This window comes from Kocuria sp. ChxB (assembly GCF_044359605.1).
Lineage (GTDB): Bacteria > Actinomycetota > Actinomycetes > Actinomycetales > Micrococcaceae > Kocuria > Kocuria rhizophila.
The window spans coordinates 503276-523619 of sequence record NZ_CP121123.1; the positions used below are offsets into that span (position 1 = coordinate 503276).

18 protein-coding genes are annotated in these 20344 nt (G+C 70.3%); 9 read left to right on the forward strand and 9 right to left on the reverse strand.

Annotated features, from left to right (window positions below; all coding sequences use genetic code 11):
* Positions 1 to 9: 9 nt before the first annotated feature.
* Positions 10 to 1353 carry a glutamine synthetase family protein gene (locus tag P8S73_RS02145; RefSeq protein ID WP_019308999.1) on the reverse strand — a complete coding sequence of 448 codons (1344 nt, stop codon included), beginning with the start codon at positions 1351 to 1353 and terminating at the stop codon, positions 10 to 12.
* Positions 1354 to 1725: 372 nt separating this feature from the next.
* Here P8S73_RS02145 and panB point away from each other — a divergent pair, with 372 nt between their 5' ends.
* Entirely contained in the window at positions 1726 to 2580 is an 855-nt protein-coding gene (gene panB, locus P8S73_RS02150) for a 3-methyl-2-oxobutanoate hydroxymethyltransferase (protein WP_059281352.1), read from the forward strand.
* A 25-nt stretch (positions 2581 to 2605) separates the two neighbouring features.
* On the opposite strand, the gene P8S73_RS02155 is transcribed toward panB, so the two are convergent.
* On the reverse strand, positions 2606 to 2782 hold the full coding sequence (locus tag P8S73_RS02155) for a hypothetical protein (protein WP_019308997.1): 177 nt from the start codon (positions 2780 to 2782) through the stop codon (positions 2606 to 2608).
* A 176-nt stretch (positions 2783 to 2958) separates the two neighbouring features.
* Between P8S73_RS02155 and map the strand changes: the two genes are divergently transcribed.
* Together map and ppgK are read left to right on the forward strand one after the other, a co-directional pair.
* A complete protein-coding gene (gene map / locus P8S73_RS02160) occupies positions 2959 to 3855 on the forward strand; it encodes a type I methionyl aminopeptidase (RefSeq protein ID WP_039100519.1) in 897 nt (298 codons plus the stop codon).
* A gap of 97 nt (positions 3856 to 3952) precedes the next feature.
* Entirely contained in the window at positions 3953 to 4786 is an 834-nt protein-coding gene (gene ppgK, locus P8S73_RS02165; RefSeq protein WP_039100518.1) for a polyphosphate--glucose phosphotransferase, read from the forward strand.
* Between the two features lie 197 nt (positions 4787 to 4983).
* Here ppgK and P8S73_RS02170 read toward each other — a convergent pair whose 3' ends face one another.
* The 3 genes from P8S73_RS02170 to P8S73_RS02180 are packed head-to-tail and all read right to left on the reverse strand — an operon-like array spanning position 4984 to position 6811.
* Positions 4984 to 5889 (reverse strand): Sir2 family NAD-dependent protein deacetylase, encoded by a 906-nt coding sequence (locus tag P8S73_RS02170; RefSeq protein WP_082019216.1) that lies wholly within the window; start codon positions 5887 to 5889, stop codon positions 4984 to 4986.
* Between the two features lies 1 nt (position 5890).
* Complete coding sequence (locus tag P8S73_RS02175) at positions 5891 to 6352, reverse strand: redoxin domain-containing protein (RefSeq protein WP_039100517.1); 462 nt, start codon at positions 6350 to 6352, stop codon at positions 5891 to 5893.
* A gap of 42 nt (positions 6353 to 6394) precedes the next feature.
* Positions 6395 to 6811, reverse strand: coding sequence for a DUF3052 domain-containing protein (locus P8S73_RS02180; protein WP_019308992.1), 417 nt, complete (start codon positions 6809 to 6811; stop codon positions 6395 to 6397).
* Between the two features lie 373 nt (positions 6812 to 7184).
* Here P8S73_RS02180 and aceE point away from each other — a divergent pair, with 373 nt between their 5' ends.
* The 6 genes from aceE (at position 7185) to P8S73_RS02210 (ending at position 15211) form a co-directional block, all read left to right on the forward strand.
* The gene (aceE, locus tag P8S73_RS02185; RefSeq protein WP_019308991.1) at positions 7185 to 9923 is read left to right on the forward strand and encodes a pyruvate dehydrogenase (acetyl-transferring), homodimeric type; all 2739 of its coding nucleotides are present in this window, start codon (positions 7185 to 7187) and stop codon (positions 9921 to 9923) included.
* Between the two features lie 145 nt (positions 9924 to 10068).
* Positions 10069 to 11304 (forward strand): CdaR family transcriptional regulator, encoded by a 1236-nt coding sequence (locus P8S73_RS02190; protein WP_035884967.1) that lies wholly within the window; start codon positions 10069 to 10071, stop codon positions 11302 to 11304.
* Between the two features lie 91 nt (positions 11305 to 11395).
* Positions 11396 to 12307 (forward strand): ACP S-malonyltransferase, encoded by a 912-nt coding sequence (locus P8S73_RS02195; RefSeq protein WP_019308989.1) that lies wholly within the window; start codon positions 11396 to 11398, stop codon positions 12305 to 12307.
* A gap of 57 nt (positions 12308 to 12364) precedes the next feature.
* A complete protein-coding gene (locus P8S73_RS02200; protein ID WP_019308988.1) occupies positions 12365 to 13432 on the forward strand; it encodes a beta-ketoacyl-ACP synthase III in 1068 nt (355 codons plus the stop codon).
* A gap of 149 nt (positions 13433 to 13581) precedes the next feature.
* Positions 13582 to 13827, forward strand: a complete 246-nt coding sequence (locus P8S73_RS02205; RefSeq protein WP_019308987.1) for an acyl carrier protein — start codon at positions 13582 to 13584, stop codon at positions 13825 to 13827.
* 121 nt (positions 13828 to 13948) lie between these two features.
* Positions 13949 to 15211, forward strand: coding sequence for a beta-ketoacyl synthase (locus P8S73_RS02210; protein WP_029603089.1), 1263 nt, complete (start codon positions 13949 to 13951; stop codon positions 15209 to 15211).
* A gap of 360 nt (positions 15212 to 15571) precedes the next feature.
* Here the strand turns inward: P8S73_RS02210 and P8S73_RS02215 are convergent, their stop codons facing one another.
* From P8S73_RS02215 to P8S73_RS02230, 4 genes are all read right to left on the reverse strand, one after another.
* Positions 15572 to 16075, reverse strand: a complete 504-nt coding sequence (locus P8S73_RS02215; protein ID WP_019308985.1) for a DUF3145 domain-containing protein — start codon at positions 16073 to 16075, stop codon at positions 15572 to 15574.
* A gap of 204 nt (positions 16076 to 16279) precedes the next feature.
* Positions 16280 to 17437 (reverse strand): tyrosine-type recombinase/integrase, encoded by a 1158-nt coding sequence (locus tag P8S73_RS02220; protein WP_019308984.1) that lies wholly within the window; start codon positions 17435 to 17437, stop codon positions 16280 to 16282.
* Positions 17409 to 18686, reverse strand: coding sequence for a DNA-processing protein DprA (gene dprA / locus P8S73_RS02225; RefSeq protein ID WP_019308983.1), 1278 nt, complete (start codon positions 18684 to 18686; stop codon positions 17409 to 17411). Before dprA ends, P8S73_RS02220 begins: the two co-directional genes overlap by 29 nt.
* Positions 18683 to 20242, reverse strand: coding sequence for a YifB family Mg chelatase-like AAA ATPase (locus P8S73_RS02230; RefSeq protein ID WP_019308982.1), 1560 nt, complete (start codon positions 20240 to 20242; stop codon positions 18683 to 18685). The genes dprA and P8S73_RS02230 overlap by 4 nt, the downstream gene beginning before the upstream one ends.
* Positions 20243 to 20344 lie beyond the last annotated feature (102 nt).

Consider the following 20344-nt stretch of genomic DNA (forward strand, 5'->3'; position numbering starts at 1 on the left):
TGCCGGCGCCTACAGGATGCCCAGGTTGGTGCGCAGCTCGTACGGGGAGACCTCCTGGCGGTACTGGTCCCAGTCGCGGCGCTTGTTGCGCAGGAAGTACTCGAAGACCTGCTCCCCCAGCAGCTCGGCCATGAACTCGGACTCCTCGGTGAGCCCGATGGCATCGTGCAGGCTGGACGGCAGGGGTTTGTGTCCCACGGCCCGGCGCTCGGCGCTGCTCATGGAGAAGACGTCGTCCATCTCCACGGGCGGCAGCTCGTACTCGTTCTCGATCCCCTTGAGCCCCGCGCCGATGAGCGCGGCGTAGGAGAGGTACGGGTTGGTGGCGGAGTCGATGCCGCGGTACTCGATCCGCGAGGACTGCACCTTGTCCGGCTTGTAGAGGGGCACGCGCACCAGCGCGGAACGGTTGTTGTGGCCCCAGGACATGTAGGACGGCGCCTCGTCCCCGGCCCACAGCCGCTTGTACGAGTTCACGAACTGGTTGGTCACGGAGGTGAACTCCGGCGCGTGGCGCAGCAGTCCGGCGATGAAGTGGCGGCCGGTGTCCGAGAGCCGGAACTCCGCCCCGGCTTCGTAGAAGGCGTTGGTGTCCCCCTCGAACAGGGAGAAGTGCGTGTGCATGCCGGAGCCGGGGTGGCGGGAGAACGGCTTGGGCATGAACGTGGCGTAGCTGCCCTGGGACAGCGCCACCTCCCGGACCACGGTGCGGAACGTCATGATGTTGTCCGCGGTCTGCAGGGCGTCCGCGTAGCGCAGGTCGATCTCGTTCTGACCCGGCCCCGCCTCGTGGTGGGAGAACTCCACGGAGATCCCCACGGCCTCCAGCATGCTCACCGCGCGGCGCCGGAAGTCCTGGACCACGCCGCCGGGGACGTGGTCGAAGTAGCCCTCGTAGTCCACGGGCACGGGCTCCCCCGTGCGGGGGTCCAGCTCCGGGGAGCGCAGCAGGTAGAACTCGATCTCCGGCGCGGTGTAGCACGTGAACCCCATGTCGGAGGCCTTGGCAAGCACCCGCTTGAGCACGCCCCGGGGATCTGCGGCGGAGGGCTCACCGTCCGGGGTCTTGAGGTCGCAGAACATGCGGGACGTGGGCTCGTCCTCGCCGCGCCACGGCAGCAGCTGGAACGTGGAGGGGTCCGGCTGCAGCAGCATGTCCGACTCGAACACCCGGGACAGTCCCTCGATCGAGGAGCCGTCGAAGCCGAGACCTTCCTCGAACGCGGACTCCACCTCCGCCGGGGCCAGCGCGATGGACTTCAGGGTGCCCACGACGTCCGTGAACCAGAGCCGCACGAAGCGCACGTCCCGGTCCTCGATGGTGCGGAGAACGAATTCCTGCTGACGGTCCATGGGTCCACCTCGGATTCCTCGGGGCTGCGGCACAGCGGTTCACGAGCTCGGTGTCCGGGTGCGCGCACCCGACGGAGCCAGGCCCCACTGTATCGGCCCGCGCCGACATCCCGTCTGGGTCCTCCGCGCCCGCCACCCGCCGCGTCGAGGTCGAGGGGTACGGGGCCGCCCTGCCACGCACCGGCCGGGCAATCCGGGTCTCCCGGGCCCACGCGTGCCGCCGGAGGACCCGGGCCGTCCAGGCCCACGCACGCGGCCGGGGAACCACGCCCCGTGCAGCCGTGCCGCGAGGTGCGGAAGGTGGCCCACCGGCGTCGTGCGCCCCGCCGATTCGGCCCGCGGCACCGTCCCGACGGCCGGTAGGCTGGAGCGATGACCGACTCCCAGCCCGTTCCCGGGACCCCTGTGACACCCGCCCTCGCCGACGTCAAGCGCGTGCGCACCGTGCACCTGCGGCGCGCCAAGGACGCGGGCGAGAAGTTCTCGATGCTCACCAGCTACGACGTCCTCACCGCCGGGATCTTCGACCGCTCCGGCGTGGACGTGCTGCTCGTGGGCGACTCGCTGGGCAACACCGTGCTGGGCCACGAGAGCACGCTCCCGGTCACCCTGGAGGACATGGTCGTGTTCGCGGCGGCGGTGGTGCGAGGCGTGCAGCGGGCGCTCGTGGTGGTGGACCTGCCGTTCGGCTCCTACGAGGAGTCCCCCGCCCAGGCCGTGCGCAGCGCCGCGCGGATCATGAAGGAGACCGGCGCGCACGCCGTCAAGCTCGAGGGCGGTGAGGTCGTGGCGGAGCACATCGCCGCAGTGGTCCGCGCGGGGATCCCGGTCATGGGGCACGTGGGCTTCACCCCGCAGTCGGAGCACGCGCTGGGCGGCTTCCGCATCCAGGGCCGCGGCGGGGCCGCCGAACAGCTGCTCCGGGACGCCCGCGCCGTCCAGGACGCCGGGTGCTTCGCCGTGGTGCTGGAGATGGTGTCCGCGGACGCCGCTACCGCGGTGGAGGACGCGCTGGAGATCCCCACCGTGGGCATCGGCGCGGGGAACGTGACTACCGGGCAGGTGCTCGTGTGGCAGGACATGCTGGGGCTGCGCACCGGGCACATGCCGCGGTTCGTGCGCCAGTACGCCGATCTCGCGCGGGTCGCGGGCGACGCCGTGTCCGCCTACGTGGCGGACGTGCGCTCGGGAGCGTTCCCCGCGGAGGAGCACACCTACCGCGGGTGACGACGCCGCCCGCCCCCTCCCGGGCTCAGTCGCCCTGGAACGCGGCGTCTTCGTCGTCCCACCGCTTGGTGTTCTCCGCCGCGTGCTCCAGTGCCCTGGCCGCTTCCTCGCGCGTGGCGTAGGGGCCCATGAGCTTGCGGTAGTCGTCCTGCGGGCCCTCCTCCACCTGCTTGGTGTAGAGGTTGAACCAGTACTCGGCCATGTGCTGCCTCTCTCTCCGGCGCGGCGCGCCGTCTGCCCGCCGGGAGGCGGGTCGCGAACACCCGGGCGGAACGAGCCCGGGACCCAAGGCTTAGGCTAGTTGGTGAATCAGGTCCCCGGGAGGCACCGACGCCCCGGAGCACACCAGTCCACCGCCGCAGGAGGCATCGACCCATCGTGACCAGCCACAACCTCGCCCCAGCTCCCGGATCCACCGCCCCGATCGGCGCGCTGCGCCCCGGCTCGCTCTCCCCGTTGCGGCCCGTGCCGCGCGGCATCGAGCGCCCGGAGTACGTGGGGCGGACCGAACCGGACGAGGGCAGTGCGTCCAACGTCTACACCCCGGAGGAGGTCGAGCTCGTGCGTGAGGCGGGGCAGATCGCGGCGCGCGCCCTGCAGGCCGCGGGTGCCGAGGCGAAGCCGGGGGTCACCACGGACGAGCTGGACCGGATCGCCCACGAGTACATGTGCGACCACGGGGCCTACCCCTCCTGCCTGGAGTACCGCGGTTTCCCCAAGTCCATCTGCACGTCTCTCAACGAGGTCATCTGCCACGGCATCCCGGACTCCACGGTGCTCGAGGACGGGGACATCATCAACCTGGACGTCACCGCCTACAAGAACGGGATGCACGGGGACACCAACGCCATGTTCCTGGTGGGGGACGTGGACGAGGACTCGCGGCTGCTCGTCGAGCGCACGCTCGAAGCCACCAACCGCGCCATCAGGGCCGTCCGCCCTGGTCGCGAGATCAACGTGATCGGCCGGGTCATCGAGAAGTACGCCCAGCGCTTCGGCTACGGCGTGGTGCGGGACTTCACCGGCCACGGCGTGGGGCGCGAGTTCCACACCGGGCTGATCGTCCCGCACTACGACGCCGCCCCGTCCTACAGCACCGAGATGGTCCCCGGGATGATCTTCACGATCGAGCCCATGCTGACCCTGGGAACCATCGCGTGGGACCAGTGGGAGGACGACTGGACCATCACCACGCACGACCGCATGCGCACCGCGCAGTACGAGCACACCATGGTCGTGACCGAGGACGGCGTGGAGATCCTCACCCTCCCGTGATCCGCGCACGTCGGCCCGTAAACTCGAAGGCACGGGGCGAGCGGGAGAACTCCGCCGCCCCGGAACAGCGTCAGACCGGGAACCGAAGGGACCGTTCATGAGCTCAGGTACTCCGCAGGGTGTCGTCTCGCAGTACGGCATTGGAATCGACATTGGTGGTACCGGCACCAAGGGCGGGATCGTGGATCTCGCCACCGGCCAGCTCGTGGGCGAGCGCTTCCGGATCCCCACGCCGCACCCGGCCACCCCGGAGGCGGTGGCGGACGTGGTGCGCCAGATCGTGGACGAGCTGCAGTCCCGGCCGGAGGCCCCGGCACCGGACAGCAACGTGGGCATCGTGTTCCCCGCGATCATCAAGAACGGCGTGGCCCTGTCCGCCGCGAACGTGGACAAGTCCTGGATCAACACGGACGTGGACGCACTGATGACCGAGACCCTGGGTCGCGAGGTCGAGGCGCTCAACGACGCCGACGGCGCCGGTCTCGCCGAGGCGCACTACGGTGCCGGCAAGGGCAAGGAGGGGCTGGTCATGGTGATCACCCTGGGCACCGGCATCGGCTCGGCCATGATCCTCAACGGTCAGCTCGTGCCCAACGCCGAGCTCGGCCACCTGGAGATCGACGGCCACGACGCCGAGACCCGCGCCTCCGCGGCCGCGCGCGAACGCGAGCAGCTGCCCTGGAAGAAGTGGGCCACCAAGCGGCTCCAGCGCTACTTCTCCCACGTGGAGTTCCTGTTCTCCCCGTCGCTGTTCATCATCGGCGGCGGCGTGTCCAAGAACTCGGAGAAGTTCCTCCCCTACCTCGAGCTGCGCACGCCGGTGGAGATCGCCGCCCTGCGCAACAACGCGGGCATCGTGGGTGCGGCCCTGTGGGCCCAGCAGTGCCGCGGCGCCCAGGCCGCCAAGCCGGTCATCGACCCCGTCGACTGAGCACCCGGTGAACTCCGAAGGCCCCGCGTCCTCACGGATGCGGGGCCTTCGGAGTCGGTGCCGCCACCGTGCGGACACGGAACGGGCACTGCAGACAGAGCGAGACCCCGATGACATCCGCGGCTTCCCCTCCGCAGACCCCCGGGGTCTCGTGGTTTGAGTCTATGTGCTCCTCCGGGCGGGGGCAAGCACCGGATTCAAGGCACCAGCAGGGATGCGAGATCTGTGAGGAACTCCCCCACCCGGGCATCCACCTTGAGCGTGGCCAGCTCGTCCGCGCCGGTCACCCCGTGGTTGACGATCACCACGGGCTTGCCCTCCCGGGCGGCCTGCCTGACGTAGCGTCTGCCCGAGTTCACCGTGAGGGAGCTGCCGGCCACCAGCAGGGCGTCCGCGTGCGTTACCATCCGTCGGGCCAGCGCCACGTTCAGTGCCGTGGCGTTCTCCCCGAAGAACACGACGTCCGGCTTCAGCACCCCCTGGCAGACCGGGCAGTCCCAGACCCGGAACCCCGCGGTGTGCTCCACGGTGGCATCGGCGTCCGGGGCGTACTCCACGTCCGCCGCGGAGTCCATGCCGTCGTAGAAGCCGGGGTTGAGCTCGTCGAGGTAGCGCGAGACCTCCTCCCGGGGGAAGCGCGAGCGGCACGAGGTGCACACGACCCACGCGTAGGTCCCGTGCAGGTCCACGACCGCGAGTGATCCCGCCTTCTGGTGCAGGCGGTCGATGTTCTGGGTGATGATCCCGTCCACGGCGCCTGCCGTCTCCAGGGTGGCCAGAGCCGTGTGCGCCGCTGACGGCTCGGCTCGCGCCACGAAGTGCCAGCCGAACTGGTTGCGCGCCCAGTAGTGGCGGCGGTTGCCCACGTCCGCGATGAACTCCTGGTAGGTCATGGGGTTGCGGGGTTTCGCATCGGGTCCCCGGTAGTCGGGGATCCCGGAGGACGTGCTGACCCCAGCTCCCGTGAGGACGGCGATCCTGCGCCCCACGAGCAGCTCGTGGACGGGACGCAGCCCCGCGCGGGCGTCCAGGGCATGGGGGTCCGGGAACAGGTCCCGGTCCACGGGCGTGCCGTACCCGGCACGCAGCACCCGCGCCGGCATCTCAGGACCGGGGGAGGTTCTCGAGGACGGTGCGCAACCGCTCCCACGAGCGGGACTCGGTCATGTCCGCGGCACTGACGTCCCGGACCACGCCCTGGGAGTCCACCGTGATCGTGTGCCGCCGGGCGCACCCCTCCTGCTCGTCGAACACGCCGTAGCACCGCGCCACCTCACCGTGGGGCCAGTGGTCCGAGAGCATTTCGAAGTCGTAGGACTCCTGCCGGGCGAAGGCGTCGAGACAGTGGTGGCTGTCCGTGGACACGCACAGCACCGTGGCACCGAACTCCTCGAACGTGTCGGTGTGGTCCTGCAGGTGGCACAGCTCGTCCGTGCAGATGGGCGAGAACGCGAACGGGAAGAACACCAGCACCACCGGCGCACCCCGGAACTGCGCGAGCGTGCGGATCTCGCCGTCCCTGTTGGTCAGCGAGAAGTCCGGTGCTGCGGATCCGATGTCGCTCATGTCGTCCTTTCCCACGGCGCGGCCGGCGGGTGGCCGGGCACCTCAGAAGTTGCGCTTGGGGGCCAGTCGCGAGACGGTCCAGTCGGAGGAGACGCGCGCCGCACTGGTGACGTGGAGGCCCGCGGTCGAGGCGGCCTCCTGGATGTCGGCGGGAGAGACGTGGTCCTCGCGGCCGGCCTTGGGGGTCAGGAGCCAGACAACGCCGCCGTCGTCGAGGGTGGTCTGCACGTCGACGAGCTCGTCCACGAGATCACCGTCGCCGTCGCGCCACCACAGCACCACGGCGTCCACGACCTCCTGCGCGTCCTCGTCGAACAGCTCAGAGCCGATGGCCGCCTCGATCCGCTCCCGCAGGTCCGCATCGACGTCGTCGTCGTAGCCGAACTCCTGGACGTAGTCGCCGTCCTTCAGGTTCAGCTGCTCCGCAATGCTCTCCTCGGGGGCTTTCGCCTCGCTCACCGTGTCTCTCCTTCTCAGCTGTGTCGTGCGGGTCCCCGGTTGACCGCCGATCGGCGGTCCGGGCCCGTACCCACCGTGACGGGAGCGTCGACGGTGCGTAATAAAGACAACACTGGTTTAGCGCCACGTTCAAGCCACGGCGCGGGCCCGCCGCCAAATCACCACGGGTTGCGCTGTCCCCCGGGGACGGCCAGGAGAGTGGCGGTGCAGAGATGTGACGCGCAGAACGCCGCCGGGGCAATCCCCCGGGCCGTAGCCTGTGACACCATGAAAGGACCACGGGGGCGGACACGTCTCCGTCCACCCGACGCCTGACACACCGCTCCGCCACCGGGCACCCCGAGCACACGGAGCTGACGATAGAGAGGTTCTCGTGTCTTCCGACAGCAATCACCACATTCTGAGTGGCTTGACGAACAATCTCCAGGACGCGGACGCGCAGGAGACGCAGGAGTGGATCGAGTCCTTCGACGCGCTGATCCAGGCCCAGGGCACGGCGCGGGCGCAGTACATCATGCGCGCCCTGCTGCAGCACGCCGGCACGCACTCCGTGGGTGTCCCCATGGTCACCACCTCCGACTACGTCAACACCATCCCCGTGGACCAGGAGCCCGAGTTCCCCGGTGACGAGGAGATCGAGCGCCGCTACCGTGCCTTCCTGCGCTGGAACGCGGCCGTCATGGTCCACCGCGCGCAGCGCCCCGGCGTCGGAGTGGGCGGTCACATCTCCTCCTACGCCGGCGTGGCCACCCTCTACGAAGTGGGCCTGAACCACTTCTTCCGCGGTCCCGAGCACCCCGGCGGCGGCGACCAGGTGTTCTTCCAGGGCCACTCCTCCCCCGGCAACTACGCCCGCGCGTACCTCGAGGGCCGCCTCACCGAGGAGCAGCTGGACGGGTTCCGCCAGGAGAAGACCAAGGCCCCGAACGGCCTGCCCTCCTACCCCCACCCGCGCAGCCTGCCCGACTTCTGGCAGTTCCCCACCGTGTCCATGGGCATCGGGCCCATGAACGCCGTGTACCAGGCGCAGTTCAACCGCTACCTGCACAACCGCGGGATCAAGGACACCTCCGAGCAGCACGTCTGGGCGTTCCTCGGCGACGGCGAGATGGACGAGCCCGAGTCGCGCGGTGTGCTGCAGCTCGCGGCCAACGACAAGCTGGACAACCTGACCTTCGTGGTCAACTGCAACCTGCAGCGTCTCGACGGCCCCGTGCGCGGCAATGGCAAGATCATCCAGGAGCTGGAGGCGTTCTTCCGGGGTGCCGGCTGGAACGTCATCAAGGTCGTGTGGGGCCGCGAGTGGGACGCCCTGCTCGAGGCTGACCACACCGGGGAACTCGTGCGCATCATGAACGAGACCCTGGACGGCGACTACCAGACCTTCAAGGCGGAGTCCGGCGGCTTCGTGCGCGACCACTTCTTCGCCCGGTCCGCGGCCACCAAGGAGCTCGTGGCGGACTACACCGACGAGCAGATCTGGAACCTCAAGCGCGGCGCCCACGACTACAACAAGGTCTACGCGGCGTACAAGGCGGCGCTGGAGCACAAGGGCCAGCCCACCGTGATCCTGGCGCAGGGCATCAAGGGCTACGGCCTGGGCCCGCACTTCGAGGCGCGCAACGCCACCCACCAGATGAAGAAGCTCACGCTGGAGGACCTCAAGGCCTTCCGCGACCACCTGCGCATTCCCATCACGGACGAGCAGCTGGAGTCCGACCTCTACAACGCCCCGTACTATCACCCGGGCCCGGACTCCCCCGAGATCAAGTACATGCTGGAGCGCCGCAAGGAGCTGGGCGGCTTCGTCCCGGACCGTCCGCACCCCCAGAAGGAGATCACGCTGCCCTCGGAGCGCGCCTACGCCTCCGGCAAGAAGGGCTCGGGCAAGCAGATGGCGGCCACCACCATGGCCTTCGTGCGCATCCTCAAGGACCTGATGCGCGAGAAGGACTTCGGTCACCGCATCGTGCCGATCATCCCCGACGAGGCCCGCACCTTCGGCATGGACTCGTTCTTCCCCACGGCCAAGATCTACAACCCCAACGGGCAGAACTACCTCTCCGTGGACCGCGAGCTGATGCTCGCGTACAAGGAGTCGGCCCAGGGTGTGATCCTGCACCCCGGGATCAACGAGGCCGGCGCCACCGCGGCCTTCACCGCGGCGGGCACGTCCTACGCGACCCACGGCGAGACCATGATCCCGGTCTACATCTTCTACTCGATGTTCGGGTTCCAGCGCACGGGTGACGAGTTCTGGGCGGCTGCGGACCAGATGGCCCGCGGTTTCGTGATCGGCGCCACCGCAGGACGCACGACCCTGACCGGTGAGGGCCTGCAGCACGCGGACGGGCACTCCCCCCTGCTGGCTGCGACCAACCCCGCCGTGATCCACTACGACCCCGCCTACGGCTACGAGATCGCGCACATCGTCAAGCGAGGCCTCGAGCACATGTACGGCACGGGCGACGAGGACCACAACGTCATGTACTACCTCACGGTGTACAACGAGCCCATCCACCAGCCCGCGGAGCCCGAGAACGTGGACGTGGACGGCATCGTCAACGGCATCTACCTGCTCAAGCCGGCGGAGACCGAGGGCCCGCGCGCCCAGCTGCTGGCCTCCGGCGTGGGTGTCCCGTGGGCGCTCGAGGCCCAGCAGATCCTCGCCGACGAGTGGGGCGTCTCCGCAGACGTGTGGTCCGTGACCTCCTGGACCAACCTCCGTCGTGACGCCATGGCTGCCGAGCAGGACGCGTTCCTGGACCCCGAGTCCGGGGCCCGCACGCCGTACATCACCCAGGCGCTGGCCGGGGCCACGGGTCCCGTGGTCGCCACGAGCGACTACGCCTCCCAGCTGCCGGACTCCGTGCGGCAGTACGTCCCCAACGACTGGGCCTCCCTGGGCGCCGACGGCTTCGGGTTCGCCGACACCCGGGCCGGTGCCCGCCGGTTCTTCACCATCGACGCCCACTCGATGGTGGTGCGGACCCTGGAGATGCTCGCCAAGCGCGGCGAGATCGACTGGTCCGCCCCGGCCGAGGCGCTCACCCGGTACAAGCTCACGGACCCCGCTGCCGGCACCTCCGGCAACGCCGGGGGCGACGCCTGAGCCGTCCCGCATCACCGACCCACCGCCCCCGCGCCCCTCACGGCGCGGGGGCGGCGTCGTTCCGGTGTGGGCCCGAGCAAGGGGCGCGGCCGGCGCTGGGCCCCGGGCTCGGGGAACCGTGCAGGGCATCGACTACCCTCGTCTCATGCCCACCGACGCCACCGGGTCCGCACCCCGCAAGCCCCGCACCTCCCGCCGGGTGACGTGGCCCCTGCGCGGTCGGCAGCAGGCCGCACCGCACCCCAGGACCCTGGAGAACCTCAAGGCCAACCTCGGGCAGGTCTCCACGGTGGCGGTTCAGCGGCTCGCGAGCACCCTGCCGTGGTTCTCGCAGCTGCGCCCGGACGAGAGGTCCGAGCTGGGCCTGCTGGCGCAGCGCGGCATCGCGTCCTTCGTGCGCTGGTACGAGAACCCCAAGGAGCCGGTGTGGGTGCTCACGGAGATCTTCAAGCAGGCCCCCACGGAGCTGACCCGGTCCATCACCCTGCAGAACGCCCTGCAGGTGCTGCGGATCGTCGTGGACGTCGTGGAGGAGAAGGTTCCCGAGCTCGCGCAGCACAACGACGAGGTGGCACTGCGCGAGGCCGTGCTGCGGTTCTCCCGCGAGGTCGCGTTCGCCGCCGCGGACGTCTACGCCAAGGCTGCCGAGAACCGCGGATCGTGGGACGCCCGTCTCGAGTCCCTCGTGGTGGACGGCATTCTGCGGGGCGACCACTCGGACAACCTGCGCTCCCGGGTCTCGGCGCTGGGTTGGACGGACCGGGGGGACGTGACCGTGGTGGTGGGACGCGCGCCGAGCACCAACGGGCCCGCCGGCGTGGAACGGATCCGGCGCGTCGTCGAGCGCCACGCGGCGGAGTGCCTGGTGGCCATCCAGACCGACCGGCTGGTCCTCGTCCTGGGTGGTCTCAAGGACGGGGCCCGGTCCCTGTCCCGGCTCGCGAGCGTCTTCGGGGAGGGTCCCGTGGTCCACGGTCCCCCCGTGGCCACCGTGTTCGAGGCCAAGGAGTCGGCGGACCGCGCCAACGCGGGACTTCGAGCGGTGGCGGCCTGGCCCCAGGCACCCCGCCCCACGGATTCCGAGGACCTGTGGCCCGAGCGGGCCATCAGCGGGGACCCGCTGGCGCTCACCGCCATGGTCGACGCCGTCTGGGAGCCGCTGTCCGCCTCCTCCACCGGCCTGGTGGACACCCTCACCACCTACCTCAGCGTGGGACACTCCCTGGAGGCCACGGCGCGCGAGCTCTTCGTCCACGCGAACACCGTGCGGTACCGGCTCCGGCGCGTCAGCGACATCACCGGCTGGGACCCCCTGCTCCCCCGGGACGCCTTCGTGCTGCACTGCGCCCTGCTCGCGGGGCGGCTGTCGAGCACCGACTGACATCGGCTTGTAGGGAAGCCACAAATCCCCCTGCCCGGCTTGGTGCGGCCCGGTGTGCCGCGAGGGCCCCCCGACTTGGTGGAATGAACGGGTGATTGCACTCGTCTGCCCCGGTCAGGGGTCACAGAAACCAGGATTCCTCACCGAGTGGCTGGCCGTGCCGGGCGTTCCCGAGCACCTCGAGCAGCTCTCCGACGCCGCCGGGCTGGACCTCGCGCACTACGGCACCGAGGCGGACGAGGACACCATCAAGGACACCGCGGTGGCCCAGCCGCTGATCGTCGCCGCAGGACTGCTCGCCGGGCGGCTGATCGCCCCGCAGCTCGAGGGACGCTCCGACGTGGTGCTCGCCGGGCACTCGGTCGGTGAGATCACGGCTGCGGCCCTGGCTGGCGTGCTTACCGAGGCCGAGGCCATGCGCTTCGTTCGGGTCCGCGCCACCGAGATGGCCGCCGCCTCCTCGGCAACCCCCACGGGCATGGCCGCCGTCCTCGGCGGCACCCCGGAGGACGTGGCCGCCGCCATCTCCGCCGTGGGCGCCACGGCCGCGAACGCCAACGGGGGCGGTCAGGTGGTAGCAGCAGGAACCCTCGAGCAGCTCGACGCTCTCGCCGAGAACCCGCCCACCCGCGCCAAGGTGGTCAGGCTCAAGGTGGCCGGCGCCTTCCACACGGAGCACATGGCCCCCGCACTGCAGCCGCTGCGGACCCTCGTTCCCGAGCTCTCCCCCCAGGATCCTGAGCACGCGCTGCTGAGCAACCACGACGGCGCCCGCACCACCAGTGGCGCGGCGTTCCTGGACTCCCTCGTGGAGCAGGTGTGCCGCCCCGTGCGCTGGGACGCCTGCATGGCAACCCTCTCGGACATGGACGTCACGCAGATCGTGGAGCTGCCGCCCGCCGGAACCCTCGTGGGACTGGCCAGGAGGGGCCTCAAGGGTGTCCCCGCAACGGCGGTCAACACCCCGCAGGACCTGGACCAGGTGCGGAGTACGCTGGCCTGAGAAGGGTGATCCACCCGCACTCGCTGAGATCCGCACCATCGAAGGAGTCGGCCTCCCGTGGCGACCATCAAACAGAACATTCCCCACGCCCACACGCGCATCCTGGGCATCGGTGCCTACCGGCCGTCGGAGATCGTGACCAACGACGACGTCTGCCAGTGGATCGACTCCTCGGACGAGTGGATCGTCAAGCGCACCGGCATCCACACCCGTCACCGCGCCCCGGCTGACGTGTCGGTCCTGGACATGGCGGAGCACGCGGCACGCGAGGCGCTCGAGAACTCCGGCCTCACCGGTGAGCAGCTGAGCACGATCATCGTCTCCACGGTGTCCTTCCCCTACCTCACCCCGTCCCTGGCCGCGAAGCTCGCGGACCGGCTCGGGGCCACGCCCGCCGCGGCGTACGACGTCTCCGCGGCGTGCGCGGGGTACTGCTACGGAATCGCGCAGGCGGATGCGCTCGTGCGCTCCGGTGACTCCACCAACGTGCTCGTGATCGGAGTGGAGAAGCTCTCCGACGTGATCGACAACTCGGAGCGCTCCATCTCCTTCCTGCTCGGCGACGGCGCCGGGGCCGTGGTGATCGGCCCCTCGGACGTCCCCGGGATCGGTCCGTCGGTGTGGGGCTCGGACGGTTCCAAGTGGGACGCCATCCGCATGACCCACCCGCTCACCGACATCCGCGCCGTCGAGCGCGGGGGTCAGCGCAGCTTCGCCAAGGATCTCGTGGATCCCGAGACCGGTGAGATGGACCCGGACGCCACCATGTGGCCCACGCTGCGCCAGGACGGGCCGACCGTGTTCCGCTGGGCCTCGTGGGAGGGTGCTCGCGTGGCCCAGGAGGCCCTGGACGCCTCCGGTCTGGCCCCGGAGGACCTCGCCGCCTTCGTGCCGCACCAGGCCAACATGCGGATCATCGACCAGATGGCCAAGGTGCTCAAGCTCCCCGAGTCCGTGATCGTTGCCCGGGACATCGCCGAGGCCGGCAACACCTCCGCGGCCTCCATCCCCCTGGCAACCCACCGTCTGCTCGCGGAGCACCCGGAACTGTCCGGCAAGCCCTCCCTGCAGATCGGCTTCGGGGCCGGTCTGGTGTACGGCGCACAGGTGGTGCTCCTGCCCTGATCCAGTCCCCGGGGTGTCGTAGGGTTAGACCGCACACCTCTTGTCCACGGGCCGCCCGAGCAATCGGGCGCTCCGAGCGGGGGTTCCACCGAAACCCCGTGGTCACGAAGAACGGTTGCGTTGCGCGACCTCAACGAAAGGAAGCCGAAATGGCGAGCAAAGACGAAATCCTGGCCGGCCTGGCAGAGATCGTGAACGAAGAGACCGGCCTCGAGACCGAAGCCGTGCAGCTCGACAAGTCCTTCACCGAGGACCTCGACATCGACTCGATCTCCATGATGACCATCGTGGTCAACGCCGAGGAGAAGTTCGACGTCACCATTCCCGACGAAGAGGTCAAGAACCTCAAGACCGTCGAGGACGCCGTCAACTTCATCGACAACGCCCAGGCCTGATGCCCGGGCGAGCGGTGGCGCACCCCCTGTGCAGGAGGTGCGCCGCCGCCGTCACGCCAGGTGGCTGGACAGCAGCAGCTCCTGGAACACCTGCGATTTCGGACACGAGGAAGTGCAGAACATGTCCCGCAAAGTAGTCGTCACCGGCCTGGGTGCCATCACGCCCATCGGTGAGAACGTCCAGGAGACCTGGAAGAACGCCCTCCAGGGCGTCTCGGGCGTTCACGCCCTCGAAGAGGACTGGGTCGAAGAGTACGACCTCCCCGTCCGCATCGGCGCGCAGTGCCCCAAGCCCGCGGAGGACGTCGTGTCCCGCGTGCAGGCCAAGCGTCTTGACCCTTCCGGCCAGCTGTCCGTGGCCGCGGCCCGCGAGGCCTGGACCGACGCCGGGTTCTCCGGCAAGGACGCGGACTCCAGCGACGACGTCGACCCGTTGCGTCTGGGCGTTGCCTTCGGCACGGGCATCGGTGGTGTGTGGACCCTCCTGGACGGATGGGACACCATGCGCACCAAGGGGCACCGCCGTGTCAAGCCCATGACGGTTCCCATGCTCATGCCCAACGGCAACGCCTCCTCCGTGAGCATGGAGTTCAAGGCCCGTGCCTGCGCCATCACACCCGTGTCAGCCTGTGCCTCCGGGACCGAGGCCTTCTTCCAGGGTCTGCAGCTGATCCGCTCCGGCAAGGCGGACGTGATGATCGTGGGGGGCGCCGAGAGCGCCATCCACCCCATGAACATGGCCGCCTTCAACTCCATGCAGGCGCTGTCCCGCCGAAACGACGAGCCCGAGCGGGCCTCCCGCCCCTTCGACATGGACCGTGACGGATTCGTCATGGGCGAGGGCGCTGGTGCGGTGATCCTCGAGTCCGAGGAGCACGCCAAGGCACGTGGCGCCCGGATCTACGCCGAGCTGGCCGGTGCCGGGCTCAGCTCGGACGCGTTCCACATCACGGCTCCGGCCACCGGTGAGGCCGGCGGCCCCGCCCGTGCCCTGCGGGAGGCCATGGAATCCGGGGACTTCACCCCCGCGGACGTCAAGCACGTCAACGCCCACGCCACGTCCACCCCGGTGGGTGACGTGCCCGAGGCGAGTGCCCTGCGTGTGGCGTTCGGGGACGCAGTGGACCAGATGGCCGTGTCCGCCACCAAGTCGATGACCGGCCACCTGCTCGGCGGATCGGGTGCCGTGGAAGGTGTCCTGGCCGTCCTCGCCCTGACCGAACGGGTGGCGCCCTGCACCATCAACCTGGAGAACCAGGATCCGCGCATCGACCTGGACGTGGTCACCACGGCGCGGGAGCTGCCAGCCGGTGACATGGTCGCGATCTCCAACTCCTTCGGGTTCGGCGGTCACAACTCCGTCGCCGCTTTCCGGTCGATGTAACGGCGCCCCGGGCTCCCTCTCGGGGTCAGGAAGCGCGCCCGTGACAGAGCCCCGGTGCTCCCCGCTGTGGGGACCACCGGGGCTCTGTTGTTGTCAGGCCTGAGCCGCGCGGTCGGGCGTGAGCTGGGCGCACCGGTTCGCGGTGACGAACAAAGGAACTGCGGCGCCCCACACCGGTTCTTCCGGAGGGATCAGAACCCCCAGGTCATCGATTGCACCACCTCACCAGAGACGGCCCCCGCCACTGCGCCGTGGTGGGGGGCAGCGAGCGCCGTGGGGGGGGTGCAGCGCGCGCCGCGGACGGAGGTGCGGCTGCGCTGCCCGGGAGGCGTGTGTGCAGGTGGTCGGGCGTGCCCTCGATCAGCCCACGCGGTGGAGCCAGCGCACGGGGGCGCCCTCGGCCGCGTGGCGGAACGGTTCGAGCTCTTCGTCCCAGGCCTCACCCAGCGCAAGCGAGAGCTCCTCCACCACGGCGGCGGGGTCTCCCCCGGCCGCCTCGAAGGCGTAGCGGATCCGGTCCTCACTCACGCAGATGTTTCCGGCTACGTCCGTGGTGGCGTGGAAGATGCCCAGGTCCGGGGTGAAGGACCACCGGGACCCGTCACTGCCCTGGCTGGCGTTCTCGGTCACCTCGAAGCGCACCCGGCCCAGGGTGCGAAGGGCGGACGCGAGAAGCGCACCGGTGCCCGCACGGCCGGACCACTCGAGTTCGGTACGGACGCAACCCGGCTCGGCGTTCTGCGGGGTCCACTCGAGATCCGTCCGCCGATGCGACACGGATTCCAGTGCCCACTGGATGTGGGGGCAGAGCGCCTGGGGCGCGGAGTGCACGTAGAGCACTCCGCGCGTGGTGGGTGAAGACATAGCCTGTTCCTCCATCGTGTAGGTACGTCTTCCCCAACGTCCTGCTCGGAGGTTCAGCGCTGCCAGCTCGGCGCCGTGATGCAGTTGAAACGAGCGAGGTGACGTCCGCCACGGATTCGAGGCCGGGGCGAACTTCCGCACTCTGGTTCATTGTCCAGCAGGGCCCACCCACGGTCAACCTGGTGGGCACTGCGAGCTCGAATGTCAAGCTCGGGGGTGAGCCTGTGAGTACGCCTTTCGGAGCCGATCGACGGACACGTGGGTGTAGATCTGCGTGGTGGCCACGGTGGCGTGGCCCAGGAGCTCCTGCACGCTGCGCAGGTCCGCTCCCCCGTCCAGCAGGTGGGTGGCCGCGCTGTGCCGCAGGCTGTGGGGGCCGCGGGCGCCGGTGTCCGGAACGGTGTCGAGCGCCCTCGCGACGACCCCCCGGGCTACGCGCGGATCGATGCGCGCCCCACGAGCCCCGAGGAACAGGGCATCAGCGGCGCGCGGCCCTGCCAGGGCCGGCCTCCGGTGCTCCCAGAGGGCGAGTGCTTCCCCCGCCCTCTGTCCGTAGGGCACTCGCCGTTGTTTGTTCCCCTTGCCCGTCGCGGTGAGCACGTGCTGCGTGCGGTCGAGGTGGGCACGGTCCGCCCCCACCAGCTCGCCGATGCGCGCACCCGTGGCGTAGAGCAGCTCCAGCAGGGCCCAGTCCCGCGCGGCCAGCGCGGCAGCCCTTTCGTCCTCGTGCTCCCCCAGCGCCGTGTCCGCGAGAGTCTCCAGCATGGTGGACAGTGCGGTGGCTCCGACGACCTCCGGCAGGTGGCGGGCGGGGCGGGGGCCTTTGAGCCCGGCGGCCGGATCGTGACGCAGGCCCTGGGTGTCCACGGCCCAGCGGAAGAACGTGTGCACAGCGGCGATGCCCCGGGTGATCGAGCTGCGGGCCAGTCCCCGCTGGTGCCGGTCGGCGAGCCAGCCGCGCAGGGCGTCCCTGTCCAGCAGGTCGATGTCGTCGATGCCCGTCCCATGCATCCAGCGCGACAGGTCCGCGATGTCGGTGGTGTAGGCCCGAACCGTGTTGTCGCTGCGCGAGCGCTCGAGACCGAGATGGGCACGGAATCCTGGCAGGTAGTGATCGAGCGGCCCGGGTTCCGTGCTCGTCGCCGGGGACGTCCGCTCGGCGGCGTCGACGGGCCGGGAGGCGCGCGTGCGGGGAGCGGCTCTCCCGTTCGTGGCTGCTCGTCCCACCGCGACGGTGCGCTCGACCGCCGAGGGACGTCCCCCAGCGGGTGTGCGTCCGCCCGGGGTGGGAGGTCCGCCAGCGGGTGTGCGCCCGTCCGTGAAGGTGCGTCCGTCAGCGGGGGTCTCGTCCTGGCCGGCCATGCTGGGAGCCTACTCGTCGCCACCCCAGGAGCGAGTCCGTGGCCAGGCCGCGCTCCCGGAGAGTGACCAGACCGGCGAGGACGTCCCCCGGCGCCAGCCCCGAGACGCGGCAGAGCGACGAGGGATCCGCATCGCGGTGCAGGGGCAGGGCGTCGAAGAGGCGCAGCAGCTGGGGGTCCAGGTCGTCCTCGGGACGACGGTCCAGACCGCTCGCGCCTGGGTGGGTCTCGTCGGGCGGGGTGCCCAGCGGTGCCACGAGCTCGAGAACCTCGCTCCCGTTGCTGACGAGCACCGCGTGGTCCTCCCGCACGAGGCGGTGGCACCCCGCCGAGCTGCCCACGAGCACGTCACCGGGCACGGCCGCCACCTCCCGGGAGAGCCCCGCGGCGTGCCGCGCCGTGTTCAGGGATCCCGAGCGCCATGCGGCCTCCGTGACCACAGTGGCGCACGTGAGGGCCGCGATGATCCGGTTGCGCTGAAGAAACCTGTACCGGGTGGGAGCGCACCCGAAAGGCACCTCGCTCAGCAGCAGGCCGCGCTGGCAGATCCGCCCGAGCAGCTCGGCGTTGCCCGCGGGGTAGAACCGGTCCACACCGCAGGCCAGGACCGCCACGGTGGCCCCGGGCCCCGCAGCCGTCTGCAATGCCGTGGTGTGCGCCTCGGCGTCGATCCCGAAGGCGCCCCCGGACACCACGCACCGGTCGGCCGCCACCAGCTCCTGGGCGATGCCCCTCGTCACGGCGGCACCGTACGCGCTGGCGTTGCGGGACCCCACCACGGCCACGCTGCCCCGGAGACGTCCCAGAAGCGCCCGGTCTCCGCGTCCCCACAGCACGATCGGCTGCTGCAGCCCCAGATCAGCGAGCTGTACGGGCCAGTCCGGGTCCTCCGGAATCACCGTCCAGGCACCGATGCGCAGGGCGTGGCGCTGCTCCACGTCCGTCGCGGGGACCGGCAACCTGGACCGCCATGCCTCGAAGCGGGCGGTCAGGTCGGGAGTCCGGGAACCCGGAAGCCACTCCTGCGTCGCCTTGTGCAGCACGGAGCGCAGGGCGCGAGTGGGTTCCTGCAGCTCGGTGATGCTCCGCCACAGCACCTGGGGCCCAAGCGCGTGCAGCAGGAGCAGTCCGGCCGTGTCGCTCGGTTCGATGATGCGGGCCAGACGAGTGCGGCACGCCCTCACGTCCTCCGTGGAATCGGCCGGGTGCTGAAAATCTGCAGCGTTCTGGCTGAACTGGTCGCCGGTCATGTCGTCACCGTGGTCTTGAAGTAGAGGGCCAGTTGAACGTGCTCGCGGGTGGGCACCACCGCGCCGTCGAGGTCCGCGAGGGTCCACGCCACGCGCAGGACCTTCACGAATCCCCGTGCCGTGAGCGCCCTGCGCTCCATGGCGGCCCTCAATGGCTCCACCGCGTCCGCACCCGGGGAAAGTCTGCGGCGCAGCAGCGCCCCGGGGACGCCGGCATTCAGACGGCAGCCCAGAGAACGCAGCCGTTCCTGCTGGGCGCCCCGGGCCTGCGCGACCCGCTGCGCCACGGTCGCGCTGCTCTCGGGAGCATCCCCCGACACCGCGCTGAGTTCGTGGTACGTCACTGCGGGCACCCGCAGCTGCACGTCCACCCTGTCCAGCAGCGGACCCGAGAGTTTTCCGAAGTAGCGGCGGCGCTGCACGGAGCTGCACGTGCACGCCTGTCCGGTGCCGCCCGCGTGGCCGCAGGCACAGGGATTGGCGGCCAGCACGAGCTGGAACGCGGCGGGATACTGCGCCACGGACTGGGCCCGCGCGATCGTAACCGTGCCGGACTCGAGGGGTTGTCTCAGCGCGTCCAGCACCCTGCGGTCGAACTCGGGCGCCTCGTCCAGGAACAGCACGCCACGATGGGCCAGGGAGATGGCACCGGGCCGCGGCATGCCGCTGCCTCCCCCGCACATAGCGGGCATCGTGGTCCCGTGGTGCGGGGACTGGAAAGGCGGCCGCCTGATCAGGGCCGAGCACCCGGAGTCCCCACGGAGGGAGTGGACCGAGGTGACCTCGAGCGAGTCCTCGTCCTCGAGGTCCGGGAGGATACCCGGCAGGCGCTCCGCGAGCAGGGTCTTGCCCGCGCCCGGTGGGCCGACCATGAGCAGGTGGTGGCCACCGGCGGCCGCGATCTCCAGGGCCTTGCGCCCTTCGATCTGACCCACCACGTCAGTCAGGTCCCGCGGATCCTGCTCCTGGGCCACCGCCCGCGTCTGCGGAGTGTGCGAGGGCCCCGGCCCCGGCGCGGCGGGCTCTACCTTGGCCGCAAGCGCGGGGTCTGCCCCGAACTCGACCAGCAGACGGGCCAGGTGCCCAGCTGAGCTCACGGTTGCGCCCGTGACGAGTTCGGCCTCCTCCCGGTTGGCATCCGCCACCACGACGTGTGGGCACCCCTCGCGCACGGCCGCGAGGACCGCCGGGAGCACTCCCCGGACGGGGCGCAGGGAACCGTCCAGCCCCAGCTCCGAGAAGAAGACGGTGTCCGGGGGGACACGCACCACGCCCTGGGCGCTGAGGACCGCCATCACGACGGCGACGTCGAAGTGTGAACCACGTTTGGGAAGTGTGGCCGGTGAAAGGTTCACCGTGATCTTGCGTGGTGACAGAGGGGCGCCGGCATGACGTGCCGCGGAACGGATGCGTTCCTTGGACTCGTTGACCGCCTGGTCCGGCAGACCGATGATCGTGAAGCCCGGCAGCGACTGCCCGATGTCCGCCTCCACGTCCACCACGTACCCCTCCAGACCGATTAGGGCGACACTGCGGCTGCGGGCGAACCCCTTCACCGCGCACCTGCCGGAGCGGCGCGGGACGGTTGGGCGAGAACTGATGTCATGGCACCCACCGTGCCTCCCCCGCCACTGAGGCCACCACGATTCCCGTGGAGT

Coding starts and splice junctions, on each gene's coding strand:
- P8S73_RS02145 (WP_019308999.1), bottom strand. CDS start 1,353: ATGGACCGTCAGCAGGAATTCGTTCTCCGCACCATCGAGGACCGGGAC.
- panB (WP_059281352.1), top strand. CDS start 1,726: ATGACCGACTCCCAGCCCGTTCCCGGGACCCCTGTGACACCCGCCCTC.
- P8S73_RS02155 (WP_019308997.1), bottom strand. CDS start 2,782: ATGGCCGAGTACTGGTTCAACCTCTACACCAAGCAGGTGGAGGAGGGC.
- ppgK (WP_039100518.1), top strand. CDS start 3,953: ATGAGCTCAGGTACTCCGCAGGGTGTCGTCTCGCAGTACGGCATTGGA.
- P8S73_RS02170 (WP_082019216.1), bottom strand. CDS start 5,889: ATGCCGGCGCGGGTGCTGCGTGCCGGGTACGGCACGCCCGTGGACCGG.
- P8S73_RS02175 (WP_039100517.1), bottom strand. CDS start 6,352: ATGAGCGACATCGGATCCGCAGCACCGGACTTCTCGCTGACCAACAGG.
- P8S73_RS02190 (WP_035884967.1), top strand. CDS start 10,069: ATGCCCACCGACGCCACCGGGTCCGCACCCCGCAAGCCCCGCACCTCC.
- P8S73_RS02205 (WP_019308987.1), top strand. CDS start 13,582: ATGGCGAGCAAAGACGAAATCCTGGCCGGCCTGGCAGAGATCGTGAAC.
- P8S73_RS02210 (WP_029603089.1), top strand. CDS start 13,949: ATGTCCCGCAAAGTAGTCGTCACCGGCCTGGGTGCCATCACGCCCATC.
- P8S73_RS02215 (WP_019308985.1), bottom strand. CDS start 16,075: ATGTCTTCACCCACCACGCGCGGAGTGCTCTACGTGCACTCCGCGCCC.
- P8S73_RS02220 (WP_019308984.1), bottom strand. CDS start 17,437: ATGGCCGGCCAGGACGAGACCCCCGCTGACGGACGCACCTTCACGGAC.
- dprA (WP_019308983.1), bottom strand. CDS start 18,686: ATGACCGGCGACCAGTTCAGCCAGAACGCTGCAGATTTTCAGCACCCG.